Here is a 17330-nt window from a genome sequence, read left to right on the forward strand (position 1 = left end):
TCGTTCGGGCGACCGGTTGCGGCGCGGGTCCACTCGTTGGGGCGGCCGGTGCGGGGGGAGGCGGGGCGGATGATCATGGTGCTCTCCTGGGGTGCCGGTGACGGATCGTGGCTGGTCGGGTCCCCCGACCAGGCCCTGACAGGGGAGGCCGCCGCGGTTACGGTGGTCTCTCCTGTCCCTAGAATCGGGGGTGAGGCGTGCGTTGGCCGAGCCGACACCGCCCGTCTCTATGGTCACTGCCGGGTGGGCTGCGCGCGTACGTGGTGGCCGTCGTCGCCGCGGCGGTACTCGTCGTGGCCGCGACCGCGTGGACGACGCCGGCCCCGGCGTGGTCGTGGGGCTGGCTGGGGGTGCTGGCGGCGGCCTCGGCGCTGCACCTGGAGGCGTCCCAGGGCATCGAGCGGACCCGGGTGGTCGCGGTGGAGGGCAGGCCGTACGCCCACCTGCAGTCGATCTGGTTCTTCGCCGGGGTCCTGCTGCTGCCGCTGCCGGCGTTGGCGCTCCTGATCGGATCGGGCTTCGCCCACGAGTGGTTCCGGGTCTTCCGCGGCAAGGTGCCGCCGCACCGCAAGGTCTTCTCCGCCGCGACCGTCGTCCTGGGCTCGTGGACGGCGCAGCTGGCGATCACCGCCCTGCACCCGGGCGGGTCCGGGCTCGCCAGGCTGGACGGCCCGGGCGGCGCGGCCGCCCTGCTGACCGCCGGCCTGCTCTACTGGCTGGTCAACTACGCCCTGGTGGTCGGCGCCATCATCCTCAGCCACCCCGAGCAGCCCGCCCGCAAGGCCCTGGGTTCGCCCAGCGACCAACTGGCCATCGCCGCGGCCTGCGGCATGGGGTGGCTGATGGCGCTGGCGATGCACCACCAGCCCTGGGCCGCCCCGATCGGCCTGGTCACCATCCTGGCGCTGCACCTGGGCCTGCTCTACCCGCAGTACCGCCGCGCCGCCCAGACCGACCCGCTCACCGAGCTGGTCAACACCCGGTGGTGGCACGACCGGGCCCGCGACCACCTGCGCCGCGCCCTCGCCGAGCACACCCCCCTGGCGGTCCTGCTGATCGACCTGGACCACTTCAAAGAAGTCAACGACACCCACGGCCACCTGGTCGGGGACACCGTGCTGCGCGCCGTCGCCGACACGCTGCGCCGCACCGTGCGCGGCACCGACCTGGTGGGCCGGGTCGGCGGTGAGGAGTTCGCCGTCCTGCTGCCCGACACCACCCTGACCGCCGCGGCGGCCACCGCCGAACGCGTCCGCACCGCCGTGGCGGCCCTGGCCGTCCCGCTCGACCAGGGCGCGGAGGCGGTCACCGGCCTGACGGTCTCCATCGGCGCCGGCGCCGCCCCCGACAACGGCACCACCCTCGACCAACTCCGCCAGACCACCGACCTCGCGCTGTACGAGGCCAAGGAAGCGGGCCGCAACGCGGTGCGGCTGGCTTCCGCCGTCGTCGAGCCGATCGTGGAGACGCCCCGGTGACGCCTCAGCGGTCGAGCGGGTCCCAGTGCTCGGCGTAGCGCAGCAGCGACCGGGCGAGGTCCGGGTGGGTCGCCGCCCACCGGGTGTCGAACAGGAACCACTGCTGGTGGCCGAAGGAGTCGCCGCAGTGCATGGCGAGCTGGGCCAGGTGGTCGCTGACGAGGAGGCGAGAGGTCTCGGGACGCCGGTCGTCGAGGTATTCGGCCTGCTCCAGCACTTCCAGGGCCCGGCGGTGGGCGACGTCGTGGTCGTCGGGCAGGTCCGGCCAGGGGTCGGCGTTGAGGTTGAACCCGGGCCAGCGGTTGCAGCGCTCCAACGCGGGGGCGAGGTCGTCCTCTGCGGGGCCGATGAGCGCTTTCAGGACCAGCAGTTCGGGCTGCCAGGTGTCCCGGGTGGGCGTGGTGCGCAGGTGTCGGGCGAGGTTGGGCAGGTCGACACCGGGGAACGCCAGCGGTGGGCAGCGGGCCATGCTCTCGCCGTCGTAGAAGGTGAGGAACACCGCGTAGGTGGTTTCGTCCCCGCCGGCGGGGGAGAGGGCCGTCACCGGGACGTCGGGGGTGAACGGGCCCGGCCGGTCGGCGTGCGCCGGCAGCGGCCACTCGTGCAGCAGGTAGGCCAGCCGGTCGGGTGCTTTGGACGCGGTGTCGTCGTCGAGGAAGAAGTAGGCCAGTTCGACTTCGTCGTCGTCGGTGCGCACGCGGAGGGTGTGCTCGTCGAGCCGGATGCAGTCGTCGGGGTCGTACTCGACGTAGAGGTGTTCGTGGAGCAGGGCGCGCAGCTCGTCGGTGGTCTGCGGCGGGGGCAGTCGCGACTTCTGGACCCCGACGAAGAAGTCGTCGAGGCCGTAGACCTCGACGCCCAGGTCGTCCTCGACCCACTGCTCGGGGTCGTCACACGCCCAGCCGCGCCGGAACCAGGCCAGCACGGTCGGGTCGGGTAACCGCCGGACCCACTTGCTCATCAGGCCCTCGTAGTGCGATCGGTACACGAAATGCATGGCGCGGAACGTACAGCGCCGCTCGACAGTGCTCCGCGACCGTGTTCGGCGCTGCTCGGATTTGGTATCCAGGAAGGATGGTGACGAGCCCGGAGGCCGGTGGACCGCCACCGATCACGTGGGGGGTGCTGGGCGAGGCGGAGGTCCGGCTGCACGGTCGGCCCCTGCCCCTGGGGCACGCCCGCCAGCGGTCGGTGCTGGTGGCGCTGGCGGTCGAGGCGGGGAGCGTGGTGTCGGTGGACGCCCTGGTCGACCGGGTCTGGGGTGAACGGCCGCCCAGCCGCGCGCGTTCGGCGCTGAGCACCTACCTGACCCACCTGCGCCGGGCGCTGGCCCCCGCCGAGGTCGCGATCACCCGTCGGGGGACGGGCTACCTGCTGGACACCACGCCCGACACCGTGGACCTGCACCGCTTCCGCCGGTTGCCGGTCCGGGCCCGTGAGCAGCGGGAGGCCCGGGAGGCGCTGGCGCTGGTGGAGGACGCGCTGGCGTTGTGGCGGGGCGAGCCCCTGGCCGAGTTGGACAGCCCGTGGGCGCGGGCCGTGCGGGAGCGGCTGCACCGGGAGCGGGCCGCGGCCGAGGCGGACCGGGTCGACTGGGCGCTGGCTTGCGGTCGCCACCACGGGGTGCTGCCCGAGTTGACCGCGCGGGCCGATGCCGAGCCGCTGGACGAGCGGGTGGTCGGCCAACTGATGCTGGCGCTGTACCGGTCCGGTCGGCAGGCCGACGCGCTGACGCGCTACCAGCGCACCCGCCACCACCTGACCGAGCAGTTGGGCGCCGATCCCGGGCCGGCGTTGCGGGACCTGTACCAGCGCATCCTCGTCGCCGATCCGGGGTTGACGCCCGCCGGCCCGGACGCCGGTGTCCGGGCCGGTGCCGTGACCGGTCCGGTGGTGGTGCCGCGGCAACTGCCCGCCGCGCCGCGCTCGTTCACCGGCCGCGCCGGTGAACTGGCCGCCCTGGAGGCCGCGACGACCTGCGTGATCGGTGGCGCCGGCGGCATGGGCAAGACCTGGCTCGCGCTGACCTGGGCCCACGAGCACCTGGACCGCTTCCCGGACGGGCAGCTGTTCGTGGACCTGCGCGGCTTCGGCCCGGACGGCACGCCCACCGACCCGTCCGCGGTGCTGCGCGGGTTCCTCGACGCCCTGGCCGTGCCCCCCGATCGCGCACCCGCCGACCAGGACGCCCGCGGTGCGCTGTTCCGCAGCCTGGTCAGCGACAAGCGGGTGCTGGTCTTCCTGGACAACGCCGCGTCCACCGACCAGGTCGTCCCGCTGCTGCCCGGCGGGAACTCCTGCACCGTCCTGGTCACCAGCCGCAACCACCTGCCGGGCCTGGTCACCGCCCACGGTGCCCGGCACCTCGCCCTCGACGTCCTCACCGACGCCGACTCCCACGCCCTGCTGGCCGCCCGGCTCGGCACCGGGCGCACCACCGCGGAACCGGCCGCCACGGCCGAACTGGTCGGGCTGTGCGGCGGGTTCCCCCTGGCGCTGGGCATCATCGCCGCCCGCGCCCACACCCACCCCGACCTCCCGCTGGCCGAATTCGCCGCCGAACTGCGCGAGGCGGGCCTGGCCGGGCTGGACGACAGCGACCCCGCCGCCAGCCTGCCCACCGTCCTGTCCTGGTCCCTGCACCACCTGACCGCCGAGCAGCGGACCGCGTTCGCGCTGCTGGGCATCGCCCCCGGCCCCGACATCGGCCCACCCGCCGCCGCCAGCCTCACCGGCACGCCGCCCGCGCGGACCAGAACGCTGCTCAACGGGTTGGTGCAGGCGTCACTGCTCACCCGAACCGCGCACGGCCGCTACCGGATGCACGACCTGCTCCGCCGCTACGCCGTCGACACCGCCCACCGCGACCTGACCGGGCGGCAGCGGGAGGCGGCGCTGCGGCGCGTGCTCGACCACCACCTGCACACCGCCTTCGCCGCCGAACGCCTCCTGTCCCCGCACCGGCAGCAGGTCCGGCCCGCGCCGCCCGCGCCCGGCACCCACCTCCAACCGCCGGCCGACGCCCGGGCCGCCGTGGTGTGGTTCGAGGCCGAGGACCGGTGCCTGGCGGCCGTCCAGCACGTCGCCACCGCGCTGCGCCGGCACGACGCCGCGTGGCAACTGGCCTGGCACCTGGACACCCTCCGCCGGAGGCGGGGACGCCTGCACGACCAGCTCACCGCGTGGCGCGCCGCCCTGGTCGCCGTCGAGCACCTGGCCGACCCGGCCCTCCACGTCCTGGTCCACCGACGCCTCGGCGCGGCCTGCACCGACCTGGGGCGGCACGACGACGCGATCGACCACCTGCGCCACGCCCTCGCCCTGGCCGAGCGGCACCACGAGCCGGCCGACCGGCACCGCGTCCACCAGGCACTCGCCTGGGCCTGGGACGCCAAGGGGGACCACCGCCAGGCCCTGCACCACGCCACCCGCGCCCTGCACGACCACCGCGCCGCCGGGAACGCCGTGTGGGAGGCCCGGGCGTTCGCGCTGGTCGGGTGGTGCCTGGCCCAGCTCGGCGACCACGACGCGGCCCGCCGGCAGTGCCGGGACGCGCTCGCGCTGTTCCACCACCACGACGACCCCGAGGCGCAGGTGTTCGCCCTCAACCGCCTGGGCCACATCGACCACCGCACCGGCCGCCACCGCGAAGCCGTCCGCCACTACCGGCAGGCCCTCGCCGTGTGCCGCGACCTCGGCGACGCCCTCCTCGAAGCCGACACCCTCGACCACCTCGGCCACCCGTGCACCGCCCTCGGCCGGCACCGAGAGGCCCGCGCGGTGTGGCGCGAAGCGCTGGGGTTGTACCGGGCGCAGGGGCGCGACGCAGACGTCGCGCGGGTACGACGGCGGCTCGACGCGTGCGACGGCGACCAGTCGCTCACGGTCCTGTCGGGATCGTGAGCACCCGGTCCGGTTCGGGACTGTTCGCGAATTGCGGTTCGACGGGTTCCCGTCGAAAAAGGGGGAATTCGTGAAGAGATCTGTCGTCGCAGTGGCGCGCCGTCCACTGGTCACCGGCGCGGCGGTGCTGACCTGCCTGGCGGCGTCCGGGCTGTTCGCCCCGTCGGCGCACGCGCAGTCCGACTGGTCGGTGACCGGCACGTCGGAAGGGCGGCCGGGGCCACGCCACGTGGCACAACTCCTCGTCGTCCGAGCGCTGCCTGTGGGACCGGGGTGTCGTCGACTGACCGTGGTGATGGGCGAGGTGACGTCGTTGGCGGGTCTGCCCCACCGACTGACTGACGTCCCGGCTGTCCCGCCGGCGATTTGCCGGCCTGTCGGCGGCGTCACCGCGCACGCGGCCGGGCCGACACCTGCGACGGCGGCGGTTCCCGGCGGTGGCCGCAGTCGCGGGAGGTGCGGCGGCGGGGGTGACCGGTTCCGGGCGGGTGCGGCGGTGATCCCGCCCCGTGGCCCGGGTTATCGTGCCCGCGTGGACATCCGCGAAGGCGACCTGGACGACCTGCCCGCGATCATGGCCATGCTCGACGGCGCCGTGGCCTGGCTGGCCGCCGCCGGGCGCACGGGGCAGTGGGGGAGCGAGCCGTTCTCCGCCAACCCGTCGCGGGTGGAGGGGATCGCCGACAAGATCCGCACGGGGACCGCGTGGGTCGCCGAGGTGGACGGGCGGCCCGCGGGGGCCATGACGCTCGCACCGCGACCGCCCTCCTACGTCGCCCCGGCGGACGAGCCCGAGGTCTACGTGACCCTGCTGGTGACCGACCGGCGGTTCGCGGGGCTGGGCGTGGGCGGCTCGTTGCTGGCCCACGCACGTGAGGAGGCCCGGCGCGCGGGGGTCGGGCTGCTGCGCGTGGACTGCTACGCGGGCTCGGAGGGGCGCCTGGTCGACTACTACCGGCGCAACGGCTTCGAGCCCGTCGAGCCGTTCGTGGTGAACGGGTGGCCGGGGCGGTTGCTGGTTCAGCGGGTCGCCACCTGACCGGGTGAGTCGGCAACCCGTTCGGGGGTTCGAACACCGTCGGTAACCGCATTCCTGCGCAGTCGCGGGGATATTCGCGGATTTTCGGTAGGAATCGCGCTCACCCCATCGGGGTGTGGCTGTCCGTCCATGATCAGAGTACGGTTCGTTCCGAGATCGGCCATCTCTCCTGTCATTTTCGCGGCGTGCCGCGGTGTTCGGCGAACAGCGCCGGAATGAGAGGTGCCCTCATGACCCTGGAAGTCCTCGACCTGCTCAAGAACGGCCTCCCCGACAGTTCCGCGCCCAAGCGGCGAATCGTCGTCGTCGGCGCCGGCATGGCCGGGCTGACGGCCGCCCTGCTGCTCAAAGACGCAGGTCACGAGGTCACCGTCCTGGAGGGCCAGAACCGCCTCGGCGGCCGCATCCTGACCCACCGCGGTTTCGCGGGCGACATGTACGGCGAGTTCGGCGCGATGCGCTTCCCCGAGCAGCACCCGCTCGTGCAGCACCTGATCCGCGACCGGTTCGGCCTGGAAACCAGGCCGTTCCCGATGTACGACGAGGACACGTTCGTGTACCTCCAGGGAAAGGGCGTGCGCCGCGGCGAGTTCAGCGCCGACCGGTTCGACTTCGACCTGCTGCCGGACGAGGCGGGCCGGACGCCGCACGACCTGCTGCGCGACACCGTGCGACCGCTGGTCGACATCATGGAGCAGGAGGGCGCCGACAAGGGGTGGCACCGCATCCTGACCGACTACGACCGGTACACGGTGCTGGGCTACCTCAAGGAGCGCGGCCTGAGCGACGGCGCGCTGGCCATGCTCGGACCGCTGTTCAACCTGGAGGGCCGCTACCACTTCTCGCTGGTCGAGTGGTTCTCCCACTTCTATGAGGACGTCTTCGGCGACCTGGTCTACATCGTCGACGGCGCCGACTCGCTGCCCCGCGCGTTCGAACCGCACCTGATGGACCACATCCGGTTCGGCGCCCAGGTCCACGCCGTGGACCAGGACGAGGGCGGCGTGCGGGTGCACTACCGGTCCGGCCGCCACTCGCACGTGGTCGACGCCGACGAGTGCATCGTCACGGTGCCCTTCGCGAGCCTGCGGCACATGGAGATCAGCGGCCTCGACCCGGACAAGTGGTACGCCATCCGCAACACCTACTACGGCCGCGCGCACAAGCTGTTCATGCAGTTCAGCGAGCGCTGGTGGGAGAGCGGGTACGGCATCACCCACGGCCTGACCGTGACCGACCTGGCGATCCGCAACGTGGTCTACCCGCCCGCCGGCCAGGACCCGCGCTACCGCCGGGGCGTGCTGATCGCGTCCTACTGCTGGGAGCAGGACAGCATGCCCTACACGCCGCTGGCCGGCGACGAGTGCGTGGCGCAGGCGCTGGAGGACCTGGCCAAGATCCACCCCGAGGCGCGCGACACCTTCGAGTTCGGCGTCTACAAGGACTGGGCGCTGGACTGGTACGCCTGCGGCATCGGCCCGCTGTTCCGCGCCTTCGAGATGAGCGAGGGCAACTACGAGGACGTCATCCGGCCGGTCAACCGGGTGTGGTTCGCCAACGACGCGTGCGACCGCCGCCACCGCCGGTGGGTGGAGGGCGCGCTGAAGGCCGCCGTCAAGAACGCCTACGCGATCAACGAGGGCATGCGCGACCAGATGCCCTGGAAGGACTGAGGACCCGGGGAGGGAGGCTGGGGGCGTCGGCGCCCGCCCGGCACCGCGCGGGTGCCGGGCGGGCCCCGGTCAGGCCGTCACCACCCCGGTGGTGGTCAGCAGCAGGGCCACGGCGGGCAGGAAGTTGTTGACCTGGTGGGCCACCACGGAGGCCAGCAGGTTGCCGGTCAGCAGGCGGGCCAGGCCGAGCGGGACGGACAGGACCAGCAGCAGCGGGGTGCGCAGCAGCTCCAGGTGGGCGATCGAGAACACGGCGCTGGTCACCGCGAGCACCACCCAGCGGTGCCAGCCCCAGCGCTCCAGCGCCCGCCACAGCACACCCCGGAACAGCACTTCCTCGCCGATCGGCGCGATCAGCCACACCGCCAGGAACGCCACCGCGGCGGGCACCAAGCCCAGCTCGCGCCCGGCGAACGCGTCGCCGACCGCGGAGGACGCCCGCTCCTGGCCCACCCACGCCGACCACAGGGCCGCCGCGGGCAGCGTCAGCGCCAGCCCGCCCAGGCCCAGGAGCAGGCCGACGCCCAGGTCCCGGCCGCTCCAGCGCAACGCCAGTTCCCGCCGCGCCCGCCCGGCGCGCGGCCCACCGCCCAACCACGCCGTCCCGGCCACCGCGACGAGCGCGGCCAGCGCGGTCGGCACCACCAGCAGCGCCAGCAGCGGCCACGGCGGCAGCCTGCCGCCCTCGTCGAGGACGCCCGGGTCGGCGGCGAACGGCAGCAGCACCAGCACGGACGCCAGCACCATGGTCACCTGCGCGGCGGCGAAGACGGCGAACATCAGCAGCCCGGCCCGCGGTCCCCGCTCGGAGGGCGGTGAGGGCGGCGACGGGTCGTTCTCCGCAACGGTCACAACCGTGGATAACCCGGACCGCCGAGATCACGCAACCCGGGGCGACGAGGTGACCGGGTGCGGCTCGCGACTGGGCCGGGGGTCGGCGCGGCCGGCGGGCCGGGTGGGGGGAGCGGTGGGCCGGGCGGGGAGTGGCGGGCCGGGCGGGGAGTGGCGGGCCGGGCGAGGGAGCGGTGGGCCGGGCGAGGGAGCGGTGGGCCGGGCGGGGAGTGGCGGGCCGGGTGGGGAGTGGCGGGCCGGGCGGGGAGTGGCGGGCCGGGCGAGGGAGCGGTGGGCCGGGTGGCTGGTGCGAGCGGTCGGGCAGCAGGCGGCGTGGGCGATGCGGTGCGCGCGACCAGGGCACGGGCAGGGCGGCTTACGGGCCCGAGCAGGCCCCGGACCCGGCTCGACCCGCGGCCCGGGAGGACACGCGCGCGGAAAACCCCTTCCCGTTGTGTGAACCGACCCCGCGCGGGGAAAGATTCCTGCCATGCGTCGGATGCTCCGGTCCGAGGCGGGTGTTCCGGTGGAGGTGGTCCATGGGGGATGACACCCCGAGCGGTGCCGTGGTGGACCCGGCCGAGCTGGTGTTCCCCGGCCGCGGCCGGATGGCCGCCCGCATGCGCGAGCACCCGTGGTCGACCAGCCCCACCGGCGACCCCGGCACCTGGCCCGCCGCCCTGCGCACCGCCGTGCGCATCTGCCTGACCTCGCGCTTCCCCATGATCGTGTGGTGGGGCGAGGAGCTGAGGTTCCTCTACAACGACGCCTACCTCCCCCTGCTGGGCGGCAAGCACCCGGCGCTCGACAAGCCCGGCGAGCAGGTGTGGACCGAGATCTGGCAGACCATCGGCCCGATGCTGCGGTCGGTGATGGCCTCCGGCGAGGCCACCTGGTCCGAGGACCTCCTGCTGCCGATGGCCCGCCACGGCTACTGGGAGGAGACCTACTGGACCTACTCCTACAGCCCGCTGCACGACGACGACGGCGTGGTGCGGGGCGTGTTCACCGCCGTCACCGACACCACCGAGCGCGTGGTCGGCGAGCGCAGGCTGGCCGTGCTCCAGGACCTCGGCGCGCAGGCCGGCAACGCCCGCACCGCGGCGGAGGCGTGCGCCCTGGTCGCCGAGGTGCTGACCCGGGCCGGCGCGGACGTGCCGTACGCCGCCGTCCACCTGTGCCCGCCCGGTGCCACCGAGCCGGTTCTCACCGCGGTCAGCCCGGCCGGTGCCCGCGCGGGCGACTGGCCGCTGCACGAGGTGCTGCGCACCAACCGGCCGGTGGTGGTGCGGGGGTTCGGCGAGCTGCCCACCGGCGGCTGGCGCACCCCGCCCACCGAGGCGGTGGTGCTGCCGCTGCCCGGTGACGCGGGCGGCGAGCCGGTCGGCGTGATCGTGCTGGCCGCGAGCGCGGGCCGGGCGCTGGACGAGGCGTACGAGTCGTTCCTGCGCCTGGTCGCGCAGCAGACCGCCGCGCTGGTCAACGCCGCCATCGCCTACGAGGCCCAGCAGCGGCGCGCCGAGGAGCTGGCCGAGCTGGACCGCGCCAAGACCGCGTTCTTCTCCAACATCAGCCACGAGTTCCGCACCCCGCTCACCCTGATCATGGGCCCGGTGCAGGAGCTGCGCGAGCGGCTGCCCGCCGACGTCGACGGGCGGGTGCGCGAGGAGCTGGACGCCGTGCACCGCAACGGCCTGCGGCTGGGCAAGCTGGTCAACACGCTGCTGGACTTCTCCCGCATCGAGGCGGGCCGGATGCGCGCCCGCTACGAGCCGGTGGACCTGGCCGCGTTCACCACCGAGCTGGCCAGCGTGTTCCGCTCCGCGGTCGAGCGCGCCGGGCTGGCGTTCGAGGTGGACTGCGCCCCGCTGCCCGGTCCGGTGCACGTGGACCGGGAGATGTGGGAGAAGGTGGTGCTGAACCTGCTCAGCAACGCCCTCAAGTTCACCTTCGACGGCTCGGTCCGGGTCGTGCTGCGCGCGGACGGCGACTCCGCCGTGGTGACCGTCGCCGACACCGGCATCGGCGTGCCCGAGCAGGAGAGGGCGCGGCTGTTCGAGCGGTTCCACCGCATCGACAACGCCCGGGCGCGCTCCAACGAGGGCAGCGGCATCGGGCTGGCCCTGGTGCGCGAGCTGATCGGCCTGCACGGCGGCACCATCACCGCCGACAGCACCGAGGGGGTGGGCACCTCGTTCACCATCCGGCTGCCGTTCGGCCACGCCCACCTGCCCGCGGACGCGGTCGTGCCCGACGCCGAGGTGCTGCCGGGTGAGCCGGGCGTCGTGGTGTCGAGCACCGCGGAGCCGTTCGTGCAGGAGGCCATGCGCTGGCTGCCCGCCGACGGCACCGCGCCCGACCGCCCGGCGGTGGACGGCGCCGCGCTCCAGGTCACCCGGCCCGACGGGGGCGACGCGCGGACCCGCGTGCTCATCGCCGACGACAACGCCGACATGCGCGACTACCTGCGGCGGCTGCTCGCGCCCGGCTACGACGTCACCACGGTCGACGACGGCCGCGCCGCCCTGGAGGCCGCCCGGGTCCAGCGGCCCGACCTGGTGATCAGCGACGTGATGATGCCGCGGCTGGGCGGCCTGGAGCTGGTGGCGGCCCTGCGCGCGGACCCGCGCACCGCCGGCGTGCCGGTGCTGCTGCTGTCCGCGCGCGCCGGGCAGGAGGCCGCGATCGAGGGCCTGGAGGCCGGTGCGGACGACTACCTGGTCAAGCCGTTCGCCGCGGCCGACCTGCTGGCCCGGGTGCGGGCGAACGTGCAGCTGGCGCGGCTGCGCAACCACCACGCGGCGTGGCGCACCGCGCTGACCGACTCGCTGCAGGAGGGGTTCTTCGTCTGCGACGAGGCCGGCACCGTGGTCGAGGTCAACGCCGCGTTCACCGAGATCCTGGGCTACGGCCCGGAGGGCCTGCCCTACGCGGTGCCGCACCCGTGGGGGCCCGACGTCCCCGACCTCGACGCCGAGCTGGCCGAGATGCTGGAGAAGGGCACCGGCACCGGCACGGTCCCGGTGACCCACCGCGACGGCCACCGCCTGTGGGTGGCCGCCGCCTACAGCCGGGTCAACGACCCCGACACCGGTCGTCGCATGTTCGTGGGCACCTTCCGCGACGTCACCGCCGAGCACCACGCCGTGCAGCGCGACTCGGCGCTGGCCGCGCTGAGCATGCGGCTCTCGCGCGCGGACACCCTGGACGAGGCGCTGCACGGCGCGCTGGAGGAGCTGCGGTCGCTGTGGGACGCGCGCCGCGTCGTCGCGCTCACCTCCGGGCCGGGCGCGGTGGAGGTGGCGTGCGCCGGTGACGCGGTCCGCTGGGAGGACCTGCCGCCGTCGCTGCACGCGTCGACGGAGGCGCTGCGCGCCGGGCCGCCGCTGATCCCGCAGGTGGACGCCACGGGGTGCGCGGGCATTGCGCTGGAGCACCCGCGCGGCGTGCTGGTGCTGTGGGTCGACCTGGGCGAGCGGCCGTTCTCCGCGGAGGACCGGACGCTGCTGGTGCTGCTCGCGGGCCACCTGGGCCAGGGCCTGCACCGCGTGCACCAGATCGACCAGCAGCGCGAGACCGCGCTGGCCCTCCAGCACGCCATCCTCGGCCCGCCGCACCTGCACGACGGCTTCGCGGTGCGCTACGAGCCGGCCACGCGCCCGCTGCGCGTCGGTGGCGACTGGTACGACACGGTGGGCCTGCCCGACGGGCGCATCGGCATCGTGGTCGGCGACTGCGTCGGCCACGGCCTGCAGGCGGCCACCGTGATGGGGCAGCTGCGCAGCGCGTGCCGGGCGCTGCTGCTGCAGAACTCCGGGCCGGCGCAGGTGCTCGGCGCCCTGGACCGCTTCGCCGCGCTGCTGCCCGGCGCCCAGTCCACCACCGTGTTCTGCGGGGTGCTCGACCCGTCGACCGGCACGCTGGTCTACTCGGCCGCCGGGCACCCGCCGGGCGTGGTCGCCCACCCCGACGGCACCACCGAACTGCTCGACGGCGGCCGGTCGATCCCGCTGGCCGTGCGCCCGGACCGGCCGCGGCCGGAGGCCACCGCGGTGGTGCCGCCCCGCGCGACCCTCGTGCTCTACACCGACGGCCTGGTGGAGCGGCGGCGGCGCCCGCTGGACGAGGGCATCGAGCGCGTCGCCGCCACCCTGCGCGACGGCCGGACCAGCCCGGTGGACGAGCTGGCCACCCGGCTGATGACCGACCTGGCGCCGGAGGGCGGCTACGAGGACGACGTGGCGCTGCTGGTCTACCGCCACCCGGCGCCGCTGGTGGTGGAGTTCCCGGCGCACACCTCGCAGCTCGCGCCCACCCGCCGCGCCCTGCGCGCGTGGCTCACCCGCTGCGGCGTGCCCGAGGACCAGGTCCACAACGTGCTCATCGCCGCGGGCGAGGCGTGCGCCAACGCCGTCGAGCACGCCTACCGCGACCTCCCCGCGGGCACCATCAGCCTGCGGGCGTCGGTGGAGGGGGACCGGCTGCACCTGACCATCACCGACCGCGGGCGCTGGAAGCGCGCCGCACCGGACCCGAACGACTACCGCGGCCGGGGCCTCGTGCTGATCCGCGCGCTCGCGGACGACTACACCATCACCCCGGACCCGGCCGGGACCACCGTCGAGATGCACCTGGGGATTCCCTGATGAGCGCGGAACTCACGCTGAGCACGGCCACCGGACCGGACGGCGCGCCGCTGCTGACCGCCTCCGGCGAGATCGACCTGTCCAACGCCGACCGGTTCGCCGAGGCCGTGGCGGCGGGGGTGGCGCGCGGCACCCCGCTGACCGTCGACCTGGTCTCGGTGGCCTACCTCGACAGCGCCGCGCTCAACGTGCTGTTCAACCACGCCGGCCACATCCGCCTGGTGGCCACCCGGCTGCTGGTGCCGGTGCTGCGGGTGTGCGGGCTGACCGAGCTGGTGGAGGTGCGGCAGGCCGAGCCCGCGGGGGAGTGAAGCCCGCTCAGCTCGGCGGCCGGACCTGCTGGAACGGGTCGATGCTCGGGTAGGAGGGCGGTTCGGCGCCGCCGCGCAGGAAGGCGACGATCGCGAGCAGCGCCGCGACCTGCGCCAGCACGAAGGTGAGCTGGCCGACGGCGTTCTGCATGCCGTACGCGGCCAGCAGCGCCTGCCTGGGACGAGACCACGCGGAGCTGAGCGGCCGCAGCGTGGCCAGGTCCATCAGCAGCCCGACGACCGTGACGACCACGAAGTAGACGAGGCAGTCGAGCAGGTGGTTGAAGTTCAATTCGTCGCCTACCAAGAAGGCGATACCGAACCCGCCCAGCAGGACCAACCAGTACATGAGCACCACCAGCAGCACCTTCAGCGGTCCCCGTTTGCCCGGCAAGTACCGCCATAGCAGACCGATGACGACTCCGGTGAAGTACCACTTCAGCCCCGCCCACGCCAGGTCGAGTCCCAGGTCGTGCAGGTACCAGTACGGGCGCTCGGCATCGGTGAGCCTCTCGCTCCACCGCCATATCCGGATGCCGGCGTCGACGGTAAAACCGAGCCGGAACGTGTAGCGGACAGCGTGCTCGACGTTGCCGATCACACGGGTGCTCGGGCCCATGGCCAGTAGCACGTCGATCGGGGTGAAACCGCCTAGCGGGACAGGCCGCGCCAGCGGGGGCGGCGTCCGCCGCAAGAAGTGCCAGCGGCGGGCCCGAGTGCCCGACGCCTCCTCAACCACTCTGGACCGGTATCCCTCATGGTCCAGCCCCCCGTTGCCGAAGGCCACCTCGGCTGCCTTTGCCCGTTGCACGTAGAGACGCCAGTCCTTCGCCCGTTTCCGCAAGTCGTCCACGCTCGTGCGGGCGAGCGCGTCGCGCAGCGGGGGAGCGCCTGGCTCGCCCGGTCGGTCGAGCAGGGAGCGGAGCGCCCGAAACACCACCAGCAGCACCGCGATGTGCACGGCCCATAGCGGGACCAACCACCCCCACACGTAGTCGCCCACACCCACGACCGCGAGGTAGAAGATCGCTGCGGCGTTGTCCCGCAACCATCGGGAGTCGACCTGGTCCGCCACGGTGATCCGGTGTCGAACCAGTCCCCACACCACCAGCGCCGGAAGCAGCACCAGCGTGTTCGCCGCGTTCTCGGCCAATTGGGCAGGCAAGCGGTCATAGGTGCAGCAGATGCTCCGCGCGTCTAGCGGGACGGGAGAGAGCCACCGGTCTCGCGTGCTGTTGACCACATCCGCGAGGAGTCGGTCCCCCACGACCAGCACGGCTGCGACCGCACCGATAAGCCATGAGACGAATACGTTTACCTTGGAGCCGTCCAGCGCGAGGGCGATGCGCAGCGCCTGCGCCACTCCCGAGTACAGCAGGCAGGCGATCAACAGCGTGACCGCCGCCTTGAGCGCGACCCGGAGCGGACTGTCAGTGGCGACCTCTGGCCACTCGCGCAAGGCTCCGACCAGCAGGGTCGCCAGCACCGCGCTGCCTGCGGCCACGGTCGATGTGATCGGCGCCCACCCCGCCCGCCACCGCAGCGCGCACCACGCCAGCAGCAACAACGCCGCCGACGCTTCGACCCACGACGTGATGTTCCACAGCCACAGGCTGACAGTCGAGCCCTGCACTGCCCAGGTGCCTACATCACTTACCGCGATGACCACGTTGAGCACCGTGAACGGGACGACCAGGCGCCGGGCCTCGACCTGTTTCGCCAGGAATCCACTGTCCACGCCTCCGGGTGGTGGCGTCCGCAGACGCCACCACGCCAGCCACAGCCAGGCGAAGTTGACCAACCACCACAGCGCCAGGCCGGCGACCGACCAGGGATGGTCACCGGCCGCCAAGAGCACTCGGAACCGGGTGTTCGGCACTAGGGTGACGGATACGCCCGCATCCTGCCCGTCCCGGGGCCGCCACGTGGTGCGGGTGCCGCCCCTGTCGTGCGGTGGCCAGGGCTCAGGCGTCGCCGCCCACCCTGCGGGGGTGTCGATGGACACTTCCGTCCATGTCGCCCCGACGAGGGCCGGCGGCACTTGGAGTGAGAGCCGCCAGCGACCGTCCGGGGTACCCGTCGCCCGCGCTACCCCGATCGAGGTGTCCGGGGTACCGGTGAAGTCCTGGCGGACCTGGTCCTCGACGTGGACGCGGCCGTCCCGCACCGCCACGGAGGTGGGCGACGAGCGGATCTCACCGAGGCGGTCGTCATCGGCGGCCCGGCCGAACAGGCACCTGAGCGCACTCCGGTAGGCGGGGTCTGCCGGCGCGGTCAGCAAGGGTTGTGCCAGGTGGTTGTCGGTCGGCAGGCTCAGCCGGAGCACGCTGGACACGCGGACCGAACTGCGCCGGCCGGCCGTCACGGTGATGTGGGCGCTCACCTCTGCGCCAGCCATCAGCTCAGGGGTGCACTCGAACTCACCGTAGGTCTCCAGCCCTTCCCGGCTCGCGGCGAGCAGATAGACGCCGACCACCGCCGAGGCGAGCAGCAGCGGCACCGCCGAAATCCGTAATAGTCGTCGCCACAAACGAGCGTCCCCCAATCCACCTGGTGCGGTCACCGGGGTAGATCGGGGGACGCGTGCGGGTGTTTCGGCCTTGTGCCGATTCGTGACAGGGCGGCCCTACGCGGCCCGCTCCCCGGCCGCGTCGCGCACGTGCGGCGCCAGGGCGTCCGCGATGAGCGCGTACCCGGCGGCCGAGGGGTGGAAGCCGTCGGCCGAGAACAGCGCCGGGTCGGCGCGGAAGCGGTCGAACAGCTCGGTGCCGACGGCCGCGATGGTGCCGCCGGCCACCCGGACGGCGTCGGCCTGCGCCCGCGCGTACATCGCGCTGGCCTGGCTGACGAGGTCGCGGTAGGCGGGTGGCACGCGGGAGACGATGCCGAGGTCCGGTGCGGTCGCCACGACGACGCGCGCGCCGGCCCGGCGGAGGTTGGCGACGGCGTCGTGCAGCAGTCGGGCGCCGATCGCGGGTGGGGTGAACGAGGTCAGGTCGTTGGCGCCGATCACCAGCAGGGCCAGGTCGACGCCGGTGGGCACGGCCGCGCGCACCTGGGGTGCCAGGTCGATCGACCGCGCGCCGGGCACCGCGTGGACGCCGAGGTCGACGCGGTGGCCGTCCGCTCGCAGCACGTCGGCCAACCGGTGCCCCAGCGTCTGGTGGGCGGTGGTGCAGCCGACCCCGGCGGCGAGCGAGTCGCCGAGGACGCGGAAACGGAGGGTGTGAGTCATCACCACCTACAACGCGCGGGACACCCGCCGCAGTCCCCGCGGCCGGCGAAGTCACATACCGGTTCGGTTACGTCCGGTAACTCCTTGTCTGTCCACAATGGAGTATTCCACCAGGTCGCGAATGTGCGACCGGAACGGGTGAACTCGCCGCGATCCGGTTGCCCGCACCGCCCGTCCTGGCATGGTCGGGGAGCGAACCCCCCGACCCCGGAGC

Annotated in this window: 10 protein-coding genes; 6 read left to right on the plus strand and 4 right to left on the minus strand. The window is 73.7% G+C overall.

Features of this window, described 5'->3' with window-relative positions; all coding sequences use genetic code 11:
• Nucleotides 1–260: 260 nt before the first annotated feature.
• Nucleotides 261–1478, plus strand: coding sequence for a sensor domain-containing diguanylate cyclase (locus tag EKG83_RS20390; RefSeq protein ID WP_228122724.1), 1218 nt, complete (start codon nt 261–263; stop codon nt 1476–1478).
• Between the two features lie 4 nt (nt 1479–1482).
• Here the strand turns inward: EKG83_RS20390 and EKG83_RS20395 are convergent, their stop codons facing one another.
• Complete coding sequence (locus EKG83_RS20395; RefSeq protein ID WP_033431699.1) at nt 1483–2475, minus strand: hypothetical protein; 993 nt, start codon at nt 2473–2475, stop codon at nt 1483–1485.
• Nucleotides 2476–2552: 77 nt separating this feature from the next.
• Between EKG83_RS20395 and EKG83_RS20400 the strand changes: the two genes are divergently transcribed.
• The 3 genes from EKG83_RS20400 to EKG83_RS20410 all read left to right on the plus strand — a co-directional run bounded on the left by EKG83_RS20400 (nt 2553) and on the right by EKG83_RS20410 (nt 8093).
• On the plus strand, nt 2553–5381 hold the full coding sequence (locus tag EKG83_RS20400; RefSeq protein ID WP_051766028.1) for an AfsR/SARP family transcriptional regulator: 2829 nt from the start codon (nt 2553–2555) through the stop codon (nt 5379–5381).
• A 532-nt stretch (nt 5382–5913) separates the two neighbouring features.
• The gene (locus EKG83_RS20405; protein WP_033431700.1) at nt 5914–6420 is read left to right on the plus strand and encodes a GNAT family N-acetyltransferase; all 507 of its coding nucleotides are present in this window, start codon (nt 5914–5916) and stop codon (nt 6418–6420) included.
• A gap of 230 nt (nt 6421–6650) precedes the next feature.
• Nucleotides 6651–8093, plus strand: coding sequence for a flavin monoamine oxidase family protein (locus EKG83_RS20410; protein ID WP_051766029.1), 1443 nt, complete (start codon nt 6651–6653; stop codon nt 8091–8093).
• 69 nt (nt 8094–8162) lie between these two features.
• On the opposite strand, the gene EKG83_RS20415 is transcribed toward EKG83_RS20410, so the two are convergent.
• Nucleotides 8163–8945, minus strand: a complete 783-nt coding sequence (locus EKG83_RS20415) for a CPBP family intramembrane glutamic endopeptidase (protein ID WP_033431701.1) — start codon at nt 8943–8945, stop codon at nt 8163–8165.
• A gap of 518 nt (nt 8946–9463) precedes the next feature.
• Here EKG83_RS20415 and EKG83_RS20420 point away from each other — a divergent pair.
• Nucleotides 9464–13570: a SpoIIE family protein phosphatase gene (locus EKG83_RS20420; RefSeq protein WP_051766032.1), complete on the plus strand. Its 4107-nt coding sequence runs from the start codon at nt 9464–9466 to the stop codon at nt 13568–13570.
• Complete coding sequence (locus EKG83_RS20425) at nt 13570–13881, plus strand: STAS domain-containing protein (RefSeq protein WP_033431703.1); 312 nt, start codon at nt 13570–13572, stop codon at nt 13879–13881. Before EKG83_RS20420 ends, EKG83_RS20425 begins: the two co-directional genes overlap by 1 nt.
• 7 nt (nt 13882–13888) lie before the next feature.
• Here EKG83_RS20425 and EKG83_RS20430 read toward each other — a convergent pair whose 3' ends face one another.
• Together EKG83_RS20430 and EKG83_RS20435 are read right to left on the minus strand one after the other, a co-directional pair.
• On the minus strand, nt 13889–16381 hold the full coding sequence (locus tag EKG83_RS20430) for a DUF6185 family protein (RefSeq protein ID WP_033431704.1): 2493 nt from the start codon (nt 16379–16381) through the stop codon (nt 13889–13891).
• Between the two features lie 126 nt (nt 16382–16507).
• The gene (locus tag EKG83_RS20435; RefSeq protein WP_033431797.1) at nt 16508–17116 is read right to left on the minus strand and encodes an SGNH/GDSL hydrolase family protein; all 609 of its coding nucleotides are present in this window, start codon (nt 17114–17116) and stop codon (nt 16508–16510) included.
• Nucleotides 17117–17330: the final 214 nt, after the last annotated feature.

This window comes from Saccharothrix syringae (assembly GCF_009498035.1).
GTDB lineage: Bacteria > Actinomycetota > Actinomycetes > Mycobacteriales > Pseudonocardiaceae > Actinosynnema > Actinosynnema syringae.

What these genes read in the sequence shown, in the direction of transcription:
- EKG83_RS20395 (WP_033431699.1), bottom strand. Translation starts at nt 2,475, where the DNA reads ATGCATTTCGTGTACCGATCGCACTACGAGGGCCTGATGAGCAAGTGG.
- EKG83_RS20400 (WP_051766028.1), top strand. Translation starts at nt 2,553, where the DNA reads ATGGTGACGAGCCCGGAGGCCGGTGGACCGCCACCGATCACGTGGGGG.
- EKG83_RS20410 (WP_051766029.1), top strand. Translation starts at nt 6,651, where the DNA reads ATGACCCTGGAAGTCCTCGACCTGCTCAAGAACGGCCTCCCCGACAGT.
- EKG83_RS20420 (WP_051766032.1), top strand. Translation starts at nt 9,464, where the DNA reads ATGGGGGATGACACCCCGAGCGGTGCCGTGGTGGACCCGGCCGAGCTG.
- EKG83_RS20425 (WP_033431703.1), top strand. Translation starts at nt 13,570, where the DNA reads ATGAGCGCGGAACTCACGCTGAGCACGGCCACCGGACCGGACGGCGCG.
- EKG83_RS20435 (WP_033431797.1), bottom strand. Translation starts at nt 17,116, where the DNA reads ATGACTCACACCCTCCGTTTCCGCGTCCTCGGCGACTCGCTCGCCGCC.